20 protein-coding genes are annotated in these 21131 nt (G+C 57.4%); 5 read left to right on the top strand and 15 right to left on the bottom strand.

Annotated elements, in window-relative coordinates; all coding sequences use genetic code 11:
* Positions 1-6: 6 nt before the first annotated feature.
* The 7 genes from C0560_RS10805 to C0560_RS10775 form a co-directional block, all read right to left on the bottom strand.
* Positions 7-1098: an alkylhydroperoxidase domain protein gene (locus C0560_RS10805; protein ID WP_248858506.1), complete on the bottom strand. Its 1092-nt coding sequence runs from the start codon at positions 1096-1098 to the stop codon at positions 7-9.
* A 9-nt stretch (positions 1099-1107) separates the two neighbouring features.
* Positions 1108-2097, bottom strand: coding sequence for a putative FMN-dependent luciferase-like monooxygenase (locus C0560_RS10800; RefSeq protein WP_248858505.1), 990 nt, complete (start codon positions 2095-2097; stop codon positions 1108-1110).
* Positions 2094-3701: an ABC transporter ATP-binding protein gene (locus C0560_RS10795; protein ID WP_248858504.1), complete on the bottom strand. Its 1608-nt coding sequence runs from the start codon at positions 3699-3701 to the stop codon at positions 2094-2096. Before C0560_RS10795 ends, C0560_RS10800 begins: the two co-directional genes overlap by 4 nt.
* Entirely contained in the window at positions 3698-4549 is an 852-nt protein-coding gene (locus C0560_RS10790; RefSeq protein WP_100780110.1) for an ABC transporter permease, read from the bottom strand. The genes C0560_RS10795 and C0560_RS10790 overlap by 4 nt, the downstream gene beginning before the upstream one ends.
* Entirely contained in the window at positions 4546-5490 is a 945-nt protein-coding gene (locus tag C0560_RS10785; protein WP_123427875.1) for an ABC transporter permease, read from the bottom strand. The genes C0560_RS10790 and C0560_RS10785 overlap by 4 nt, the downstream gene beginning before the upstream one ends.
* Positions 5491-5500: 10 nt before the next feature.
* The gene (locus C0560_RS10780) at positions 5501-7120 is read right to left on the bottom strand and encodes a TIGR04028 family ABC transporter substrate-binding protein (protein WP_248858503.1); all 1620 of its coding nucleotides are present in this window, start codon (positions 7118-7120) and stop codon (positions 5501-5503) included.
* A 142-nt stretch (positions 7121-7262) separates the two neighbouring features.
* Positions 7263-8465: an NAD(P)/FAD-dependent oxidoreductase gene (locus C0560_RS10775; protein ID WP_248858502.1), complete on the bottom strand. Its 1203-nt coding sequence runs from the start codon at positions 8463-8465 to the stop codon at positions 7263-7265.
* 211 nt (positions 8466-8676) lie between these two features.
* On the opposite strand from C0560_RS10775, the gene C0560_RS10770 reads away from it, so the two are divergent.
* Complete coding sequence (locus tag C0560_RS10770; RefSeq protein ID WP_100780116.1) at positions 8677-9186, top strand: Rrf2 family transcriptional regulator; 510 nt, start codon at positions 8677-8679, stop codon at positions 9184-9186.
* A 5-nt stretch (positions 9187-9191) separates the two neighbouring features.
* Here C0560_RS10770 and adhP read toward each other — a convergent pair whose 3' ends face one another.
* Positions 9192-10202 carry an alcohol dehydrogenase AdhP gene (gene adhP / locus C0560_RS10765; RefSeq protein ID WP_100780117.1) on the bottom strand — a complete coding sequence of 337 codons (1011 nt, stop codon included), beginning with the start codon at positions 10200-10202 and terminating at the stop codon, positions 9192-9194.
* Between the two features lie 272 nt (positions 10203-10474).
* On the opposite strand from adhP, the gene C0560_RS10760 reads away from it, so the two are divergent.
* Positions 10475-11074: an inorganic diphosphatase gene (locus tag C0560_RS10760; protein ID WP_248858501.1), complete on the top strand. Its 600-nt coding sequence runs from the start codon at positions 10475-10477 to the stop codon at positions 11072-11074.
* A 37-nt stretch (positions 11075-11111) separates the two neighbouring features.
* Here the strand turns inward: C0560_RS10760 and C0560_RS10755 are convergent, their stop codons facing one another.
* The 6 genes from C0560_RS10755 to C0560_RS10730 all read right to left on the bottom strand — a co-directional run bounded on the left by C0560_RS10755 (position 11112) and on the right by C0560_RS10730 (position 17046).
* Positions 11112-12821, bottom strand: coding sequence for an ABC-F family ATP-binding cassette domain-containing protein (locus tag C0560_RS10755; RefSeq protein ID WP_248858500.1), 1710 nt, complete (start codon positions 12819-12821; stop codon positions 11112-11114).
* Positions 12822-13159: 338 nt separating this feature from the next.
* On the bottom strand, positions 13160-14857 hold the full coding sequence (locus C0560_RS10750) for an NAD-dependent malic enzyme (RefSeq protein ID WP_102103746.1): 1698 nt from the start codon (positions 14855-14857) through the stop codon (positions 13160-13162).
* A 175-nt stretch (positions 14858-15032) separates the two neighbouring features.
* On the bottom strand, positions 15033-15170 hold the full coding sequence (gene sra / locus C0560_RS10745) for a stationary-phase-induced ribosome-associated protein (protein WP_102103745.1): 138 nt from the start codon (positions 15168-15170) through the stop codon (positions 15033-15035).
* Positions 15171-15266: 96 nt separating this feature from the next.
* Complete coding sequence (gene bdm, locus C0560_RS10740) at positions 15267-15482, bottom strand: biofilm-dependent modulation protein (protein WP_100780123.1); 216 nt, start codon at positions 15480-15482, stop codon at positions 15267-15269.
* A 139-nt stretch (positions 15483-15621) separates the two neighbouring features.
* Positions 15622-16143, bottom strand: a complete 522-nt coding sequence (locus C0560_RS10735; RefSeq protein ID WP_248858499.1) for a VOC family protein — start codon at positions 16141-16143, stop codon at positions 15622-15624.
* Between the two features lie 51 nt (positions 16144-16194).
* The gene (locus C0560_RS10730) at positions 16195-17046 is read right to left on the bottom strand and encodes a Vmh family MBL fold metallo-hydrolase (protein WP_123427886.1); all 852 of its coding nucleotides are present in this window, start codon (positions 17044-17046) and stop codon (positions 16195-16197) included.
* Positions 17047-17159: 113 nt separating this feature from the next.
* On the opposite strand from C0560_RS10730, the gene C0560_RS10725 reads away from it, so the two are divergent.
* Positions 17160-18041, top strand: coding sequence for a LysR family transcriptional regulator (locus tag C0560_RS10725; RefSeq protein ID WP_181827895.1), 882 nt, complete (start codon positions 17160-17162; stop codon positions 18039-18041).
* Positions 18042-18128: 87 nt separating this feature from the next.
* Complete coding sequence (locus C0560_RS10720) at positions 18129-18557, top strand: OsmC family protein (RefSeq protein ID WP_100780129.1); 429 nt, start codon at positions 18129-18131, stop codon at positions 18555-18557.
* A 26-nt stretch (positions 18558-18583) separates the two neighbouring features.
* On the opposite strand, the gene C0560_RS10715 is transcribed toward C0560_RS10720, so the two are convergent.
* Positions 18584-19402 (bottom strand): mannuronate-specific alginate lyase, encoded by an 819-nt coding sequence (locus C0560_RS10715; protein ID WP_248858497.1) that lies wholly within the window; start codon positions 19400-19402, stop codon positions 18584-18586.
* Positions 19403-19636: 234 nt separating this feature from the next.
* Between C0560_RS10715 and C0560_RS10710 the strand changes: the two genes are divergently transcribed.
* Positions 19637-21118 (top strand): carboxylesterase, encoded by a 1482-nt coding sequence (locus tag C0560_RS10710; RefSeq protein ID WP_248858496.1) that lies wholly within the window; start codon positions 19637-19639, stop codon positions 21116-21118.
* The last annotated feature ends 13 nt before the right edge of the window (positions 21119-21131 follow it).

Raw genomic sequence — 21131 nt, 5'->3', positions numbered from 1 at the left:
TTTACGTTACGGAAGGTAAGGTTCGCCGAGGGTCAGCATTAAACGGTTGGCCCAGGCGAAGAACGCCGCAGATTGCACCAGATCGAGCTGTTCAAGCGTGTCCAGAGACTGCTTCTCCAGTGCCGCGAGATGCGCGGGTGTCACAGCGGGTGGCGTCACGGACAGCGCCGCCGCAAAATCAATTTCCGCCTGCCAGCGCGCCGATTGCCCCTCGCTCAGGGACTGCCCCGGCCGCACGGCCAGCAGCGCGTCTACGGCATTATCGTCCTTCGACAGTTGGCTCGCCTTACGCGCATGGACAGATGCGCAGTAAATGCAGCCGTTGATCTTGCTGGTCACCGTTGCCGCCAGTTCACGCTCCGCGCGCGGCAGACCGCCTGGCGTGTAAAAAATCCCTTTATCGGTCAGCGTGCGCTGTTCCAGAACCGGCAAATTGCGCCCCAGCAGGCGGAAATAGTCTGAGTCCGTATGGCCAAATTTCGCAAGAATAGCCTGCTCGTCGGCGTTGAACTCTGCCAGCGGTTTTGACGCCAGCCACGGCTCCCAGCCCAGCTCCTGCTGCGTGAACTGTACCGGCGCCGGTTTGCCGCTTTTTGTCTCAGGCGTGCTGTGCCAGATCCCCGCCACCACCGGGGTGTCGCTTGCCGCCACGGTTTTGTCATTCAGCAGGCGCAACCCGGCGACGAGACGGCTCTGAAAACTCACAAACGCAATCAGCTGAGCCAGCGTCACAATGGCTTCTTTGCTCCATCCCGCCTGCGTCAGCGCGCTTAATGCGCCGGGCGTGGCTTCGACCGGGGAAAACGTCAGCAAACGCGCAAAGGTCAGCGCGGGCGTCAGGCGTGCGGAAGTCGGATCAGCCAGCCCAAAACCGGCGTAGTGGGCGGCCAGCGCATCAACGCGGTGCCATTTTGCGACTTTAGCGGCCACCGCCGCGCGTTCATCAAGGGGGAACGCCGCATCCTGCTGGCTAAAAAGTGTTTCATAGCTGCCCTGGGCATGACGGGTGGCGGCATCGCGCGTGGCGCGAGCCGTTGCCAGCGGCGAACCGGGGGCGATTTCCGCTAATTCGGCAACAATATCCTGACTTAAAGACATAGGGACTCCTTAAAGAATATGAGGGGCGATATGTTCAGCAATAAGCTCAATCGAACGTAAGGTGTCCCGGTGGGACGGCTCAACGGAATGGACCTGGAATGAAATATGCGTCGCCCGTTTGAGGACGGAATCCTGAGCAAGGGAGTCCAGCACGGTGCGCGGCGCGCCGATATGGGCGTCGAACTGGCGAATATAATCTGTGACACTGTCACCGGTTACGGTATGACCCGCCGCCCTGTGCGCCTCTGCCTGCCGGGTTAACCCGGGCGTCGCGACGTTCAGAGCATACGCATCGCTGTCGGCCACAAACGCCGTGCGCGAGGCCAGAATTCGCGGCGCCACTCCCGAGGGCAGCGCGGCGAGATAGGCATCCACAATCGGGTTCTGAATCTGGTCGAGAGTAAGCTCTGGCTGGTCAGCCGGGCGAGGCTGAGTGCGGGAGAGCATCAGCCCGTGCCCCGCCCGGGCGGCGCGCACGGCGCCTTCAACGGAAAAGGTCGCAATCCACACGCGCTCTGCCAGCTGCGGCGCAGGTGGATAGAGATGGTTATCCGGATGTGTCAGGGAATCACCGCGCCAGGCGCTCTGAATCAGGTGCAGATGGTCGGCAAAGGTCGCGCCGCGCTCGTCGAACGTCAGGCCGAAAGGCAGAAACGAGGTCGGCGTACCGCCGGAGCCAAAACCAACTTCAAGGCGACCGTCCGCCAGCAGATCGAGGACCGCCGCGTCTTCCGCCACGCGCAGCGGGTTTTCCATCGGCAGGGTAATAATCGCCGTGCCCAGACGGATGCTTTGGGTCTGGGCCGCAACGTGAGCGAGGAACACCAGCGGCGACGGCAGGCCGCCTTCGCGCTCATGGAAATGGTGCTGAGCAATCCAGGCCGTATGAAAACCGTGGCGCTCGGCATGGCGGATCTGTTCTGTTGCCAGACGATAGCGCGCTTTCGCAGGCGCGTCGTCGAGCAGGCGGGTAAAGAATCCCAGGCGTTTACGCGTCATGCGTACTCCTTCGTAACGGGTGAAAAATGGGGGATGGCGTCGATCAGCTCGCGGGTATAGCTGCTCTGTGGCGAGGAGAAGAGCGCCTCCACCGTGCCATGTTCAACAACCTGACCGCTGCGCAGCACTGTCACGCTGTGCGCAATACGGCGAACGGTCGCCAGATCGTGGGTGATAAACAGATAGGTCAGCCCCAACTGCTGCTGGAGTTGTTGCAACAGGGCGAGGATTTGCGCCTGCACCGTGACATCCAGCGCCGAGGTCGCTTCGTCCAGTACCAGAATGGTTGGCTCCAGAATCAGCGCACGAGCGATGGCCACGCGTTGACGCTGGCCGCCAGACAGCTCGCGAGCGGTACGACTGAGCAGCTCAAGCGGCAGGGCCACGCGGGTGGTCACCGCCTCGACGCGGGATTTGCGCTCCGCTCGGGCGAGCTTATTGAAGTTTTTCAGCGGCTCTTCGATGATCTCAAACAGCGTTTGCCGTGGGTCGAGGGAGGCAAACGGATTCTGGTAGACGAACTGAATTTTCTGCCGCAGCTGGCGGCGTGCTTCCACGCTGAGCTGGGTCGCATCGATATCATCGAGGGTAACGCGCCCGCTGTCCGCCTGCTCAAACCCCAGTAAAATACGGGCCAGAGTGGTTTTCCCCGATCCCGACTCCCCGACCAGCGCGTGCGTGTTGCCGCGCTGCACATCAAAACTGACGTTATCCAGCGCCTGTAAAGTGTGGCCTTTGCTGAGAGTAAACTGCTTGCTGATGGCCTGAGCGCGAATGGCAGGAGAGGCCAGCCGAAGGCCTGAGACCGGCGCAATGGTCAAGCGCCAACCCTGCAAATCGCTCAGCAACTGGCGGGTATAGGCGTGCTGCGGGGCGCGCACCACGTCGGCGGTTGCCCCCTGTTCCTGAACTTCACCGTGCCGAAAGACCAGTAAGCGATCGGCACGCTGAGCGGCCAGGGCCAGATCGTGGGTGACGAACAGCACCGCCGTTCCCGATTCGCGGCGCAGGATATCCAGCAGGTCAAGAATGCGTTTTTGTACCGTCACATCCAGGGCACTGGTCGGTTCATCGGCGATGATCACATCCGGGCGCAACGCGATGGCGATGGCGATCAGCACCCGCTGTTTCATCCCGCCGGAAAGCTGATGTGGATATTGCTTCATCCGCTGCGCCGGGTGGCTTAGCCCGACTTTAGTCAGCAGCGCCAGCACCTGATTTTCTAGCTCGATCTTTGTGATTCTGTGGTGAATATGCAGCACTTCGCCCACCTGGGCACCGATGGTTTTGACCGGATTCAGGGAGTTGCCAGGGTCCTGCGGCACCAGGCTGATACGCGCTCCGCGCAGGCTGTTGAGCCGTTTTGCTGACCACTGGCTGATCTCTTCGCCGTTCAGCACAATTTTGCCGCTGTCGCGACGGGCGTTGTCCGCCAGCAAGCCGATAATCGCCTGCGCAGTGGTGGTTTTCCCGGAGCCAGACTCGCCCACAAAGGCCAGCATTTCTCCGCGTTTCAGGGTGAAACTGACGTTGTGGACCACTTCACGCCACTGGCGACCGATGCGGTAGCTTAAGGTCAGATTTTCCACGGACAGAACGGTCATGAGCGGCCTCCGCTTAACTGTTGGCTGATACGGTTGGTGGCAAGCACCACGGCGATCACCACGATGCCGGGGAAGGTGGTCAGCCACCAGGCGGTAGAGAGATAGTTACGCCCTTCGGCAATCAGCAGTCCCCATTCCGGGACGGGCGGCGGGGTGCCGTAACCGAGGAAACTTAACGTCGAGAGGGCGAGGATCGCCTGACCAAACTGCAAGGTCGCGAAGGCCAGCACCGCCGTCAGGGAGTTCGGTAAAATGTGACGCCACAGCACTGCCCAGAAGGTGCCGCCGCTGCCGTAGGCCGCTTCGACGTAATCTGCGTGACGAATACGCACCACTTCGCCGCGCGCCAGGCGGGCAAAACTGGCAATCGACGCCACACCGACGGCAATAGCCGCGTTCACCGTGCCGAAACCGAGCAAAATAATCACCGTCAGGGAGAGCAGCAGCGAGGGAATCGACAGCAGCACATCGACAAAACGCATCAGCACCGACTCCACGCGCCCGGCGAAGGCACCGGCGATAACCCCCATTGCCGTGCCAGCCACTAATCCCATCGCCACAGCCGCCAGGGCGGCGCTGAGTGAGTGGGATGCGCCATAGACAATGCGCGCGTAGACGTCACGACCAAGTTGATCGGTTCCCAGCCAGTGTCCCGCCTGGGGAGCTAAACGCTGTGCGCCTGCGATCCCTTCAATCGGGCTGTAGTGGGTGAGCAAACCCGGCGCCAGTGCGGCCAGAGCGGCAACGATAATCACGCCCCACGCCAGCCATAATCCGGGCTGAATGTCGACGGTGCGAAGGGCCGGGACGCGTTTTCGCGCCGCGGCGGCATAGTCCACCAGACTCATGATGCACCTCCGGTGACGGTTTGCAGACGAGGATCAAACAGCGGCATCAGCAGATCCACCAGCAGGTTTATCAGCACAAAGCCCAGGGCCGAGATCATCACCACCGCCTGTAATACGGCGATATCCTGGTTGTTGACGGCCTGCTGCGTGAGCTGGCCCAGACCGCTGCGGCCAAATACGGTTTCGGTAATCAGCGCCCCGGCAATCAGTTCGCCGAGCAAAATCCCGGCGATATTCAGCACCGGCAGCAGCGCATTGCCCGTGACGTGACGCCACAGCACGCCGGTTTCGCTCAGCCCCTTGGCGCGCGCGACGGCGACGAACGGCTGAGCGGACACCTGATCGAGACTGCGCATCAGAATTTGCGCCAGCGGGGCGGAGATCGGAATGGCGACAGTAACGATCGGCAGGATCAGTCCCTGCAAGGGCGACGGGTTAATCACCGGAATCAGCCGAAGCTGGAATGAGAACAGCTGGATGAGCGCGATGCCGAGCCAGAAGGTCGGCAGTGAGATAAACAGTACCGGCACGGACTGAATGGCGTTACTCACCCAGCGCAGCCCCGGCAGACGTGCGGCAAACGCCAGCACGAAGGCCAGTATTACGGCCAGCAGGAACGCCGGTAGGGCAAGGCTCAGGGTGTCCGGCAGATTGCTCGCGATCAGTTCGCTCACCGGCACGCCCGCCTGCAATGAAAAACCAAAATCGCCGCGCAACATGGCAAACAGCGTGTGGAAATACTGCTGCCAGAGCGGGCTGTCTGCACCGTAGGCGACGCGCATCTCTTCGATTTGCGCCGGGCTTAGGCCCAGATCCGGGTTCTGAAATTTAATCAGCACCGCATCCCCCGGCAGCACCTGAAGCAGCACGAAGGAGAGGGTAAAGGCGGCCCACAGGACCAGCAGCCCCATTCCGGCCCGTCGCAGCAGATAATGGCTCATCATCGCCCCCTTAGTGTTTCTCAATCCACGCGCCGTAGAACGACGGACGTCCTACCGCTTCGAAGTTCACCCCTTTCAGCCATGACGCACCGGCGAAGACCTGCGGCTCTTCAAAAATCGGAATTACGTAGGCGTTATCCAGCAGATAGCGCTGGGCATCGCCCGTCAGCTGCAGGCGTTTTTGCGGATCGACTTCGGCGGAGATGTTCACCAGCAGTTCGTTGAGTTTGTCGTCGCGGAAGCTTTTCACCTTGTCGCTGGAGCCACCTTTTTGCAGCAGCGCGTCGCGGTTGGCCGGATAGAACATGCTTTTCACCACATCCGGATCGGCGCGGCCGACTTCCGACACCGTCAGCGGCGTTTTCAGCGGGTCGAGGTTATCCAGCGTGCGACTGCCCGCATCACCCGCCTTGACGCTCAGCGCCACGCCGACCTGACGCCACTGTTGGGCCACCAGTTGCAGCACCTCTTTGTTTTGCGGCTGCGGCAGGGATTCATAGACCGTCAGCGCCAGTTGCTGTCCGTCTTTGGCACGGATACCGTCGCCGCCGGTTTTCCAGCCCGCATCATCGAGCAACGCGTTGGCTTTCGCCGCGTCAAAGGTCAGCTTGTCGCTGAGATCGACAAAGCCAGCGGCAGAATCGGCAATCACCGATTTCGCCTGCGGGTAATTTGGTGAGAAGAGGGTTTCAACGACCTGTTTCGCATTGGTGGCATGGAGCAGCGCCTGACGCACGCGAAGGTCAGACACCAGCGGGTTGTCCGGGCGGAAGCTGATACTGTCGTTTACGCCGCGCGTTGGGGCAGCGTAGATTTTATAGCCCTGTTCGGTGGCTTGTTTTTCGTCGTAGGCCTGCACCTGACGGATAAAGTCAGCCTGGCCCGCCAGCAGCGCGCCGACGCGTACGCTGTCTTCCGGCGTGACGATAAATTTAATGCCATCCAGATTTGCCGGGCCTTGCTGGGCGAGGTTTTTCGGGCCCCACTGGTACGCTTTGCGCGCCTCAAGGGTCACTTCCCGGCCCAGTTTTTCATCTTTCACCACGAACGGGCCGGAGCCGATGATGTGGCGCGCGTCGCCCAGCTCTTCAAAGTTGCGCTTCAGGGTGCTGAGTGACACCAGCCCAGAACCAATAGTGGCGGTGCCCTGTAAGAATCCTGGCGACGGTTTTTTGAAGTAGAACTTCACCGTCTGCGGATCGATCACTTCGCTGCGGTCGTAGTTGTTGATCACTTCGGAAACCGGCAGGCGCTGGGCTTTGTTGCCCAATCCATAGGTGTCGAAGTTTTTGGCCACCGCGTTGGCGTCGAGCGGCGTGCCGTCGGAGAACGTCACACCAGGGCGGATTTTAAAGGTGTATTCGGTTTTGTCGGCGTTGGTGGACCAGCTTTCGGCGATCCACGGCTCCACCTCCAGCGTTTTCGGGTTCTGCCAGGTGAGCTTGTCGGTGATCTGATTCAGAATGCCGCCGTTCGGATAGAAGCCGCCCGCCGGGGGATAAAGATTGGTGTGCGCCTGTTGTTCCAGATAGACAAGCGTGCCGCCTTTAACCGGTGTGTCGGCGGCGTGAGCAGCCGTCGCCGCGAGGATCAGCGCCGTCAGCAGCGGCAGGCGAAAAGGGGTTTGCATGGTGAATTCCTTTGTTATCTTCGTTTTAGCGTCGGATCCATCATCGGGCGCGGCTGAAAACAAAGGAACAAAGGAATTGAGATAAGGATTGCCGGAAATCGGAAATATACAAGCCGCCCTCGGTCAGGAGCGGATGAACTCTTTACACAAACTTCGCCAGTGGGTCCGCTGCCGCAAAGGCAACTGCACGATCGGCTGCTGGTGGATAGATCAGTTCGTTGGTGATGGCAATTTTGAGTTTTTTCGCCTCTTCACGGACCAGTTTCACCTCTTGCTCCCAGCCCTCGGTGTACACCGCGCCCCAGGCACCGAGATCGAGGCAGGTGACGTAATTGACCTGGCGGTACGGGTAGGGCTCGACGTTCAGCAGGCTGGCAGCGGCGTTGTGTCCGGCAAATTTTCCGAGCTGGATCGCATGCTGACAGGTCATCAGCGCCGTATTCCCCACATCATCCGTTTTCGCATGGGCGGTATCGCCGGTGGCGAAGACGTCCGGGTGCGCAGGGATTTGCAGCAGTTCATTCACCCGCAGACGCGACTGAGCGTCACGCTCGCCGTCAATCTGAGTCGTCAACGGATGAGCTTCCACGCCAGCGGTCCAGACCACGGTGGCAGCGTCAATGCGTTCGCCACTCTTCAGAATGACGCCTTGCGCATCGACCGCTTCGATTTCGCTGTTCAGACGCCACTCCACGCCCAGCTCTTCGCTGGCATTCGCAATCACATCGCGCAACGCTTCACTGTAACGACCGCCGATAACCGCACCGCGCTCAACTACGATTACTTTAGTCTGCGTATCATCACCAAAGCGGGCACGCAAACGCGCCGGTAATTCGGTTGCCAGCTCAATGCCGGTAAACCCGCCCCCACAGACCACCACGGTGTTACGCGCCGGGGTAGAGGGCTGATGAACCAGGGCATCGAGGTGTTTTTCGAACACCTGAGCAGATTCAAGCTGATCGATATCAAAAGCAAATTCAGTCAGTCCGGCCACCGCCGGGCGTTTGGCCTGGCTGCCGGTGGCCAGTACCAGGCGGTCATACGTTATGAGGGAAGTGTTGCCCTGGCTGTCGCTATACCACACGGCTTTCTCTTTGGTATCAATGCGTTCTGCGCTTCCCTGAATGTACTCAATGCTAAGCTCGGCAAACAGATCCGTCAGGGGAGCCACCAGTCCGGCGACGTTCTCTTCATAGAAACGCGGGCGAACGCGCAGCTCAGGTTGCGGAGCCAGCACGCTAATACGCAGATCGGTGCTCCCGTTCAGCGCCGCCAGGCGCGCTGCGCTCACCGCTGCCCACATACCGGAAAAACCACTGCCCACAATTAAAATATGCTTTTTCATTTTCGATCCTTTTGCTCATCAGGCTTTGTGTCTGACCTGACTGCAACTATACTTGTCGGAGTTAACTCCGACAACTTTTTTCTGAGTTAACGAGCAGGCGCATATAAGACAAGCTAAAAATCAGTGAGTTAACTGGGGAGGGAGTCATGGGCTGTTTTTCCGCTCACGAACGCGGCTATAATAACCACGAATAATGAGAGCGGAGTTAATCATGGCCTTTTACAGTTCCGGTGTGGAGTACGCCATTCATAGTCTGATGTGCATGGTAGATGCCAAAGGCAACGAGCGAGAGTTGAGCGTCCGGGAGATGGCGGAACTGCAGGGTGTGCCTTACGACTATCTGGGCAAAATCTTTACTCGTCTTTCGCGGGCGGGGCTGGTCAACAGCACGGAAGGCAAGGGCGGCGGGTTTAAACTCGCGCGTCCGGCAGAACTCATTTCAGTGCTGGATGTGGTGCATGCCATTGATGGCGAGAAGAATATGTTTGAATGTCGGGAAGTGCGCCAGCGGTTGGCGGTGTTTGATGAAGCTCCACCGGCCTGGGTTTGCGACGGGCCATGCGGCGTGCGTTCGGTGATGGACAGCGCCCAACAGCGGATGGAAGAAGAACTGGCGCGCCACACCATTCTCGATCTGGCGCGCAAAATGTACCGTAAAGCACCCGATACATTCCTGATTGAAGTACAGGACTGGATTACGGATCGTCGCAGCCCGTCCTGAATCCATTAAGAACGGAAATCAATCACCATACGGCCACGGATCTGGCCTTGTTCCATCTCTTTGAAAATCGCGTTGATGTCGCCGAGCGGTCGCATCGTGACTTTCGGTACCACTTTGCCTTCGGCGGCAAACTGGAAGGCTTCGACCAGATCCTGACGGGTCCCCACCAGCGAACCGACCACCTGAATTCCATCCAGTACCAGACGTGGAATATCCAGGCTCATGGCTTCTGGCGGCAGACCGACAGCCACCACACGGCCACCGGCACGCACCGCATCGACCGCAGAGTTAAACGCGGCTTTCGCCACTGCGGTGACGACCGCAGAATGCGCTCCGCCGGTTTTTTCCTGAATCACTTTCGCCGCATCTTCGTTGCGGGAGTTGATCGTCAGATCGGCACCCATGTCGGCGGCCAGTTTCAGCTGCGCATCATTCACGTCGATGGCAATGACTTTGGCATTAAAGACGTTTTTCGCGTATTGCAGTGCCAGGTTGCCCAGCCCACCCAGACCGTAGATCGCAATCCACTGGCCCGGTTTGATGTGGGAAATTTTTACCGCTTTATAGGTGGTGACGCCAGCGCAGGTGATGCTGCTGGCCGCCGCGGATTCCAGGCCGTCCGGCACTTTTACCGCATAATCGGCGGTTACAATGCACTCTTCAGCCATCCCGCCATCAACGGAATACCCGGCGTTTTTCACGTCGCGACACAGGGTTTCGTTGCCAGAGTTACAGTATTCGCAATGACCGCAGCCCTGGAAGAACCAGGCCACGCTTGCGCGATCGCCCACTTTCAGAGAGGTGACGCCAGGACCGATTTGTTTGACGATGCCAATCCCTTCATGGCCGAGGATCACCCCGGTTTTATCGCCAAAATCGCCGTTCTTCACGTGAAGATCCGTGTGGCAGACGCCACAGCATTCCATCTTCAGCAGCGCTTCGCCGTGTTGCAGCGCGCGCAGGGTTTTATCGGTGACATTAACCTGATGATCTTGAGTAACGACAGCAGCCTTCATATGTATCTCCATGTTCATGTTCGGTATCTGCATAGCCAGTAAGAAAGATGAGAATCGTTCTTACTCCTTAAGGATTAATGCTTTGGCGGTTTTATACAAGGGCGGGGCAACATAATGTAATAATTTCGTTGTCATTCAGGCGATTAAAGCATCAATAAACCATTCAAGCCCTGAATACAGGTGGGGATGAGGAACTGACAAAAAAACGTCATGGTTCTGTCATCTGGAAAACGTAACGTGTTGGCTTCCCAATAACCGAAGAGTTAAAAGACATGAAGCTGTTCAAAACCTTACTGGCCGTTAGCGTTCTCCTTTCCGCCTCTGTGCAGGCGCAAAATATCCTGGAATTCCCACAGCCGGAAAATAATCCGGAAGAGTTTTATGCCGTCACCGAAATCCCGGCGGGCGGTATCATCAAATATGAAACCGATGCCAAAACCGGTTTTATTATTGCCGATCGTTTCCAGTCGATGCCCGTAGCGTATCCGGCTAACTATGGTTCCCTCACGCAGTCCCTTGCAGGGGATGGCGATCCGCTGGACGTGATTTTCTACACCCGCGCGCCAATGGCACCGGGTACGCTTATCAAACTGCGTGCGATTGGCGTGCTGAAAATGGTGGATGGCGGGGATAAAGACGACAAAATTGTGGCTGTCCCGGCGAGCAAAATCGACCCGACCTACGACGACATTAAAGAGCTGAGCGATCTGCCGAAAATCGAAGTGCAGCGCCTCGAATCCTTTTTCCGCGTCTATAAAGAGCTGCCGGAAGGGCGTAAAAAAGTGGAGCTGAATGGCTTTAACGATGCCGCCACAGCGAAGCAGGAAATCAAACAGGCGTGGGACGCCTGGAAAGCGAAAACACCGCAATAATGAACTGGCCCGGCTGAACGTGCAGCCGGGCGCAGGGTTACAGCTGTGCTTCTAGCCGGGCAATCTCCTCGCGCCACTGTTGCTGAAGCTGAGGTTTTTGATGCTTCGACTTACGCGCCATATCCTCAGCCAGCAGCGTCTCCAGCGCCACCAGTCTTTCGAGCAGATCGTCAAACTCTGTCGGCGCTGATTGCGCTGTATTGGCTGACACGTCAGATGGGGTTAATCCGCTGCTTTCCCGCAGACGGGCAAACACCGCTTCGGCGTCATGCCATTCGCTGAGCCTGCCGTCCTCAATCAGCCAGAAGCGGTTACAGCTCTGGCTGATAAGCTGCCTGTCGTGACTCACCAGCAGCACGCCGCCTTCAAACTGTTGCAGCGTTTCGGCCAGCGCCTCTTTCCCTTCCATATCCAGGTGGTTGGTCGGCTCATCAAGCATCAGCAGGCTGTAACGGGCGAGCGTCAGGCCGACAAACAGCAGGCGAGAACGTTCGCCGCCGCTGAGGGTAATGACTTTCTGCCCGTGGCGCATCCACGGAAAACCGGCGCTGATGAATGCCATTTTGCGCACCTGCGGGTCTGGCGCGAACGGCTCCAGCGCCTCCAGCAGCGGGGCATCGTCCGGCAGTTGGTGCAGCGTCTGGTCGTAGTAGCCCAGGGTCAAGCGGGGATGGATTTTCAGTTCATCCGTCGACTGTTCTGTGACAAATTGCCGCCAGATAAGCTTCATCAGCGAGGATTTCCCGCAGCCGTTACGGCCCATAATCGCCACGCGGTCGCCGCTCTTAAGCCTCGCGATATCCACGTCAAACAGCGCGGGCAAGCCGGGCACCGGAGGGACGGGAAGATGCGTCATCTCCAGCAACCGGTCGGCACGCAGCGCATCGCCACGCAGTGTTAACGTCCACGGACTGCCCGCCGTGAGATCGGTCTGGCTCTCTTTCAGGCGTTCGACCTGTTTTTCCATCTGTTTCGCTTTGCGGGCGAGATCTTCGTTGTCGTAGACCTTGCCCCAGGTCGCCAGCCGTTTGGCGCTGGCCGCAACGCGGTCGATCTCTTTTTGCTCGGCCTTATGCCGCTGGGCATCGCTTTCGTCTTTTGCGGCCAGCGCCTGACGGGCGGCGGAGCAAGGGAGGGCGAAGCTGTGCAGCGTTTTATCGCGCAAAATCCAGCTGCCGTTGGTGACGGCATCGAGCAGCTGTCGGTCATGGGACACCAGCACAAAGCTGCCGGACCAGTTCTGTAAAAACTGCTCCAGCCAGAGCATGGTTGGCAGATCGAGGTGGTTGCTGGGTTCATCCAGCAGGAGCAGGTCGGGATCGCTGATTAACGCCCGCGCCAGCAGCAGCCGTGTGTGCTGCCCGCCGCTCAGGGTCGACGACTGTAAGGCCATATCCTGCGCGGTAAAACCCATACCGCAAAGCAACGTTTCGGCGCGCCAGCGCAGGCTGTCGCGTTCAGCTGCGGGCAGTTGCGCCAGCACGGCGTCGAGCATTGACAGAGGATAAATCGATTCCGGCAGATGCTGCTCCACGCGTGCCATCAGGCAGTGGCCGGCGAGCGCCACCGTGCCGACAGAAGGGGACTCGGTGCCATCGAGGATCTTCAGCAGGGTACTTTTGCCGCAGCCGTTATCGCCCAGCAGACCAATGCGGTCGCCTTTTTTCAGGGTAAAAGAGAGCGAGTCGAAAAGGGTGTTAAACGCCGTTTCAACGCGGAGAGATTGTGCAGTTAGTAATGTGCTCATTGTTGCTTACTCAAGTGTTACAGGCATGGAAATGCCTCGTCAAACATCGCTGACGATAACTCAGTAAGCCCGAGGGAAGGGATTCAGGTGTGGGTGTCTTCGCTCAAGCAGAAGTTATCGCAGCACGATACCGATAACGCTTGAGCTGGTGCGATCACCAAATGTATGTGAAACATTGAAAATTTCACTATACAGCATAATTAGCCTCCTTATTTATTCAGTGGGTTTATGGATGAAGGAAGTGTAGCGGGGTTTTACAGGCCCGGCAAGCAGAGCGCCACCGGGCCTGGCGTTTGCCGGGTGGCGTTGTGCTACCCGGCGACTTACAGAGTGAAGGTTTAAATCGAGGTACGACGATAGTTCCGGTATTCCGGCATCCAGAAGTTGTCGTCGATGGCCTGTTGCAATGCATCGGCGGAGGTTTTCACCGCCACACCCTGTTGCTGCGCCATTTTGCCGACCGCAAAGGCAATCGCCCGCGATACGGTATGGATATCCTTCAGTTCTGGCAGCACCAGACCTTCGCCGTTGGTCACCAGCGGAGAGTGCTTGGCCAGAGTTTCGCTGGCAGACATCAGCATTTCGTCCGTAATGCGCGACGCACCGGATGCGATCACACCCAGACCAATTCCCGGGAAGATATAGGAGTTGTTGCACTGCGCGATGGGGTAGATTTTGTCCTTCCACACTACCGGATCAAACGGGCTGCCGGTCGCGACCAGCGCATTGCCTTCCGTCCAGGCGATGATGTCCTGCGGCGTAGCTTCGACGCGAGAGGTCGGGTTAGAGAGCGGCATCACGATAGGGCGCGGGCAGTGTTTGTGCATTTCGCGGATGATCTCTTCGGTGAACAGCCCGGTTTGCCCCGAAACGCCGATCAGAATATCCGGCTTCACGTTGCGTACCACGTCCAGCAGGGAGAGCACTTCGTTATCCGTATCCCAGTTTTTCAGGTTTTCGCGTTTCTGCACCAGTTTGGTCTGGAATGGCAGCAGGTTTGGCATTCCGTCGGTCAGCAGACCGAAGCGATCGACCATAAACACCCGCGACCGGGCCAGCTCTTCGCTTAAGCCTTCGCGCTGGGTTTGCGCGATGATCTGTTCTGCAATCCCACAGCCGGCAGAGCCTGCACCGAGGAAGACAATTTTCTGGTAGCTAAGCTGGCTGCCTGCCGCGCGGCTGGCGGCGATCAGCGTGCCGACGGTCACCGCTGCGGTGCCCTGAATGTCGTCGTTGAAAGAGCAGATCTCATCGCGATAGCGGTTGAGCAGCGGCATGGCGTTTTTCTGCGCAAAGTCTTCGAACTGCAGCAGCACGTCTGGCCAGCGGTGTTTTACGGCCTGAATGAAGTCGTCGACGAACTGATAATACTCATCGTCCGTTACGCGCGGATGGCGCCAGCCCATATACAGCGGATCGTTCAGCAGCTGTTGGTTATTGGTGCCGACATCCAGCACCACCGGCAGCGTATACGCCGGGCTGATGCCTCCGCAGGCGGTATAGAGCGAAAGTTTGCCGATAGGAATACCCATGCCGCCGATACCCTGGTCGCCGAGGCCCAGAATACGCTCGCCGTCCGTCACCACGATCACTTTGATGTTGTGGTTCGGCACGTTTTGCAGAATGTCATCCATGTTGTGGCGGTTCTGGTAGGAGATAAACACGCCGCGCGAACGACGGTAGATCTCGGAGAAGCGCTCACAGGCCGCCCCGACGGTCGGGGTGTAAATCACCGGCATCATCTCTTCGAGGTGATTTTGCACAAGGCGGTAGAAAAGGGTTTCGTTGGTGTCCTGGATGTTACGCAGGTAGATGTGTTTGTCGATTTCTGTTTTGAAGCCCTGGTACTGGATCCAGGCGCGTTCGGCTTGCTCTTCGATGGTTTCGACCACTTCCGGCAGCAGGCCAAGCAGGTTAAAACTGCTGCGCTCTTCCGCGCTGAAGGCGCTGCCTTTATTCAGCAGCGGGAACTCCAGCAGAACCGGCCCCGCGTAGGGGATATAAAGGGAACGATGATGTTTTGCTTTGTTGTCCATGTCACTCACTCGATTTTTTGAATATCCGTCCCTGGCACTGCGTATTGTCATCTTTCTGGCTTGCTGGCAGGGCGACGTCGACTGGCATTATAAAGGAGCTAAATGTTAATTACCGCAACACACAAACAAAAACACCATCGGTTTTGCCGATGGTGTCGTGATTCAGTGACGTGAATTATTTGTCTGCGTGGCGTTTTCTGCCGTGCGTGTGGGTGACTACCGTTTCGTTGCTGCCCTCGATCACCACTTTACGTTGGTTAGACAGCTTATAGTTCAGTCCCAGAATGTGACGTGCCTGACGGTTCGATTTCATATTAACTCCTCAATCCTGTTGATAGTTTTAAGGACCAGTTTGCTTTCGCAAACGAAATGTAACCCCTTAGGTTGCAGATCCAGCATAGCAGGTATTTTACAGGGGGCGATGTTGACCACTCACAACGTAGTTAATGGTCTGCTGGTAGATATCACTGAGGATGTCATTATCTGAGGCCTCGACCCAGCGGGTGAGTTCCATTAAAATGTCATCTTCAGTGACCGCGCCATGCTCGGCGCGCAGGCCCTGTTCAATCGCATTCACCAGGGCCGGTTGTGCGGAATGAGTATTTGCTGAGTAATGTGTAAACATGCTGCCTCCGTGTCGTTATCTGTTTAATAATCCGGTACGCAATTCATAATTCACATTCAGAATGGCAAATATTCTTCCCGCTGTGGTTCAGATTCATCCTGGAAATAAAAATATCATATTTAACGTTTTTTTCGTTAACTCAGGGTTTCCAGCGACGTAGATTCGTAAATTTTTCGTAGGGCATCGGGGACGGCCATGATATCAATTCAACCACGCTTCCCCAGGGGGTTTTGCCGTAGCAAAAGGCATTGCCTTCGCCACGTTCAGCGGGGAATGAAAGGGGTTTTGGCTCGGTAAACATCTCGCCGCCCGCGGCGGTAAAGCACGCTATGGTACTTGCAAAATCATCGACATAGACAGCGAAGTGTTGCAGGCCAAAATCACTGGGACGGGCAGCGGATTGCTGTTCTGGGCCGTGCATTTCAAACAGTTCAATGCCTGGGCCATGAGGCATTGCCAGCATCCTGATAGCGCGGACTTTGGTCCCTGGAAATAGCCTTAATGTATTTTCCTGGGCTTCGTCATCAATATTTTCACTGCCAGGATCTGCTGAACGATATATCACTTTTGCTGCGAACGCTTTCTCAAAAAATAACGTGGCTTGTTCAATGTCAGGAACCGTAATACCAAAGTGGTCAATTCCTCTTACTGAGGGTTGCATAATCATCTCCTGCTATAAAAAGAATAAATATAGCAGGAGACCGTTAGCCTGTTACCACTTCATTTCGCCGGTATTGACCTTCGCGCTCAATTCCAGGGAGCTGACTTCGGCAAGATCCGGCCACTGTTTTTTCATGGTGTCGATCACGCCAGTTGACGCTTTATGCGCCGCCAGCGCCTGCTCAAATTGCTGCAGGTAGGTGCGGGTAAAATCGATGGCGGCGGTACCGGCAGGCGGGGTACCGAGGTAATGGCCTGGGATAACGCGCTCGGGTTTGTGCGCGGCCATTTCATCCAGGGTGGACAACCACTGCTGGCGGCTGGCTTTGGTTTGCGTGTCTGCCGTCCAGAGGTGAATGCCGGACGAAACGCCCGTACCGCCGAGAATGGCTTTGGCCGACGGGATCCACACGTAGGCGGCGTAGCTGTCTGCCTGCTCGATATCGATTTTCTCGCCGTCCACCATAAAGGTGGTTGAGGCAATCACCTGCGGGACAATCAGTTCCGACGGCGCGCCGTCCTTCATCTGCGGCCCCCAGAAGGCCAGTTTGGCATCTTTGGTGGCCTTGATGTGATCCACCACCGCCTGGGTCGCCACCACTTTGGCATTCGGGAAGGCTTTCACCAGTGGCTGAAGGCCGAAGTAAAAATCCGGATCGCCGGAGGTGATCACAATCTTGCTGAGGGTTTTACCGCTGCGGCGCACTTTTTCGACCAGTTGCTCGCCATCTTTGACGCTGAACTGCGCATCGAACAGCACCGCCTCTTTCGGCCCGGAAACCAGCGTCGAAGAGACGGCGAAGATACCTTTCTCCTGTGGGTTATAGGTATCCAGCGTTAAGGGCGCGGCAAAAATAGCGGGCGCGAAGAGGGCGCACAGTAGGGCAAGGCGATTGAGCTTCATCATTTTGTCTCGGTAGTGTCGGAAAGTCTCTATTGTACGGATCTCTCGATTTGCCAGAATTCCTGAAACAAGACATGCTTAGTTTCATAAATCGAGCAGATGGAGTCATAACAATGGATCGCGTGATTGCCGCCCAGGTCTATAACCGTATTTGCGAGCTGGGGAGTCTCAGCGCTGCGGCCCGCGCGCTGGGCATTTCTCGCCCGATGGTGAGCCGTTATCTGGAGCAAATGGAGAAATGGGCCGGAACGCGGCTGGTGCATCGCTCCACGCGTAAGCTCACCCTGACGCCTGCCGGGGAAAAGGTCTTGCAGAAAACCCGCAATCTCACACGGCTGTCGCAGGAGATTGAGGATCAGTCCTCCCGTGAAACGCCGTCCGGCACGCTGCGCGTAGCCTGCGCCCACTTCACGGCGATGCAGATTGTCGCCCCGATGCTGCCAGATTTTCTGACGCGTCATGCCAAAGTGCGCGTCGAAATGGACGTTAATAATCATCCCGTCAGCCTGGTGGGTGAGCGCATCGACGTGGCGATCCGCATTACCGACAACCCGGAACCAGGAATGATCGCCCGCCGTCTGGGTGAGTGCCGCTCGGTGCTTTGCGCCTCGCCAGAGTATCTGGCTAACCACGGCGCGCCGCTAAGCCTTGAGGATCTCGCGCAACACAACTGCCTGCATTACAGCTTCTTTGCCGGACAGTCATGGAATTTTCTCACCGACGCGGGAGAGGTCGTTTCCGTTGCGGTGAGCGGCAATCTGAGCGCCAGTATTTCGTCGCTGCTGATGGAGGCCGCCATCCAGCACTGCGGGATCGCAATGCTGCCGGCGTGGGAAGCGCAGCCCGCGCTGGAGTGCGGCAAGCTGGTTCCCGTCCTCAGCGCATTCACGCCGAAACCGATCGGCATTTTTGGGATCTATCAGTCCAGGGATTATCAGCCTGCGGCCCAGCGCTTATTCCTGGATGCATTGAGCGAGTCGTTGATGACGAAGTGAGCAAACGCCTAAGAGTGTTCCGTGTTCCTCTCACATTGGTGTTGACGTTCTATACTTAATCCTTTGTAAGCCAAAAGGAGAGCAATAATGACGATTCATAAGCACGGTTCGGCACACTGGTCTGGCGATATTAAACGCGGCAAAGGAACGGTTTCTACGGAAAGCGGCGTCCTGAATCAACAACCTTACGGCTTTAATACCCGTTTCGAAGGCGAAAAAGGGACCAACCCGGAAGAGCTGATTGGCGCAGCGCATGCCGCCTGTTTCTCAATGGCGCTGTCACTGATGCTGGGAGAGGCGGGTTATACTGCGGATTCCATCGATACCACGGCGGATGTGTCGCTGGATAAAACTGACGGCGGCTTTGCGATCACCAAAATCGCGCTGCAAAGCAAGGTAACCGTACCAGGCATTGAGCCACAGCAGTTCGACGGCATTATCCAGAAGGCGAAAGCCGGATGTCCGGTCTCTCAGGTTCTTAAAGCGGAAATCACGCTGGATTATAAACTGAACTAATCTCTGCAAAGCCGGGCGCTGCCCGGCTATTGTGCGTAGATGAGCGTTAACTGACCGCCGAGACGGCGGTTTTTTATTGGGCGCAGTCTGTCTCTTCGCGCAAGCGTGACGCTGTCACATTTCGTCAGGTCACAATATGGCTCTAACCACTCATCATGGGTGTCGTGCGTCAGGACATATCCCGCGAGCCTTTTGAGCGCACTACGGTTTTGCTGGGTGATATCTACCTGATTAGCTTTCGCAAAGCTTGCGATCATCACCAGCGGCTGAAGGGCATAGTGATGATAGGCCACGGCGCGTGGGCCGCGCTTTTGTTCGTTGGGTAATATGCCGTTCGCGGTAATCTGGCTTGCTGCGATGCGGTACTCTTTTAACGACCAGTCGAAGAGATCCCGGCGATCGAGCGCCACCGACGCCGCCATCACTGACCATGCGGCCCAGTAGCTGTGATTATTGGTTTTAGAAAGGGGCAGACCGTCCCAGTCCTCTCTCACCTGATCGGCAAGCAACGACAACCAGCGCGTCGTCGCACCATCGTCTTTTGCCGGTGCGTTCAGTTCAATCCAGCTGGTGGCGAGTGTCGCCAGCGCCCATTTACGCATCGACCGCCCGGTGTGGTTGGTTTGCGTCGAGGTTAACGCCCCGGCGTTTGCCCAGCTCGTAAAGCCATTCAGAACACACTCCCGCGTTTTCTCATCGCCGCTCTGTTTATAGCGCCAGACCATGTCGGCGATCCCGCGTTCAAAATCGGTAATCGGTTTTGTCTGGGCGCGAAAGTCGCTTTCCGCCTGCGGGTTTAGCGTCGCGCGAGCGCTGTCAGACCCGTCGTATTTACTGCGAAACACAAGATTGCCGGTGTACGGCGCGGGGAGAGGAACACATTTGCCTTGCAGTCTGTGCGGCTGGGCTTTGACAAAACCGGGGGGCGGCACGAGCGGCGCCGAAAAAACAGACATGGGCAGAAGCAGCAGAAGAAGTGAAAGGCGCATCAAATGACTGTACGCCAGGATTGCACTTTTGGCATCGTGCGTTATCTCTTTTAAGATAGGTCCTTATTTTTTACAGAAAGAGAGACGGGAATGGCTAATCTGCCGTGGCGGATACGGGTGCGTATGTGGGCATTGATGAAACGTGCCGCTATGGTGCTGGGAATTGTGCTGATCGTGCTCCTGGCGGTGCGGGTCTATAAGACCGAAACTGGCCCGGCGCTGCATCCCTGGCATACCTGGACGGCGCACGAGATGTCTGTGCAGGAGGTTGATCGCGCCAGTTTCAGTGATTATCTGACGCGCGAAACGGCGATTTTCCACGATCTGCAAACGGAGGTGACGGACAAACTGGATAAAGCGGATCAGACGCCGTTGAACCGCTATTATCGTCACAGCCCTATGTGGCCGGGCCAATTTCCCGATGACGGCAATCGTTCGTTTGTGCTGATGCCGGAAGGTAAACCGCAAGGCGCCGTTGTGCTGTTGCACGGGCTGACGGATTCGCCCTATAGCGTACGCAGTATCGCCGTTGATTATCAACAGCGCGGGTTTGTGGCCGTTGCGCCACGACTTCCAGGACACGGTACGGCACCGGGTGCGCTAACCCATATCGACTGGGAAGCGTGGCTGGCCGTGGCGCGTATGGCGGTTCGCGAAGCAACGCGCCTTGCGGGCAGCGATGTGCCTCTGCATCTGGTGGGTTATTCCAACGGCGGGGCGCTGGCGATGAAATATGCTCTCGACGCCAATGACGATCCCCGTCTTCGCAAACCGCAACAGCTGATCCTGCTGTCCCCGATGATCCGCGTCCACGCGTTTGCGCGTTTTGCCGGTCTGGCGGGGTTACCCGCGCTGTTACCGTCGTTTGCCAAAGCGGCGTGGCTCAGCGTTCTGCCCGAATATAATCCGTTTAAATACAACTCCTTTCCGGTGAATGCCGCGCGCCAGTCCTGGCAGTTAACGCAGGCTTTGCAAAAGCAGCTTAACAATCAGGCGCGCCAGAATAAACTGGCCTCGTTCCCGCCGGTGCTGGCATTCCAGTCGGTGATGGACTCCACTGTCAGCACGCGCGGGGTGGTCGATTCGCTGTTTAATCTGCTGCCGGAGAACGGGAGCGAGCTGGTCATATTCGATATCAACCAGGCGAGCACGCTGCGCCCGCTGTTCAGGCCGGGTTCGTATGTGGCGGTGAAAGGGCTGCTGCCGACTGCACCGCGCCGCTTCGCAATCACGGTGGTGAGCAATGCCTCTGCGCAGACGTTAAACACTGAAGCCCGCACCACGGCACCAGGGGCGGTGAATGATACAGTTCAACCGCTCAAGACGCCGTATCCGCGCGATCTCTACTCTTTATCGCATGTGGCGATTCCGTTCCCGCCAACAGACGATCTGTACGGCAGCGAGCCTGTGAATCCGCACCATTACGGTATCAACCTGGGAAATATCGCCCTGCGCGGCGAAACCTCGGTGCTGGTGGTAGGGATGGATTCGCTGATGCGCGTGACCTCAAATCCGTTTTATAGCTACATGCTGGAGAGGATTAATCAGCGAATTATCCCCGCAAAGGGATAAACGGCAAATATCC

Origin of the sequence: Lelliottia sp. AC1, assembly GCF_023278595.1 — a bacterium.
GTDB classification, from domain to species: domain Bacteria; phylum Pseudomonadota; class Gammaproteobacteria; order Enterobacterales; family Enterobacteriaceae; genus Enterobacter; species Enterobacter nimipressuralis.
The sequence above is the reverse complement of the archived record's forward strand: the minus strand, read 5'-3'. Positions and strand labels throughout refer to the sequence as shown.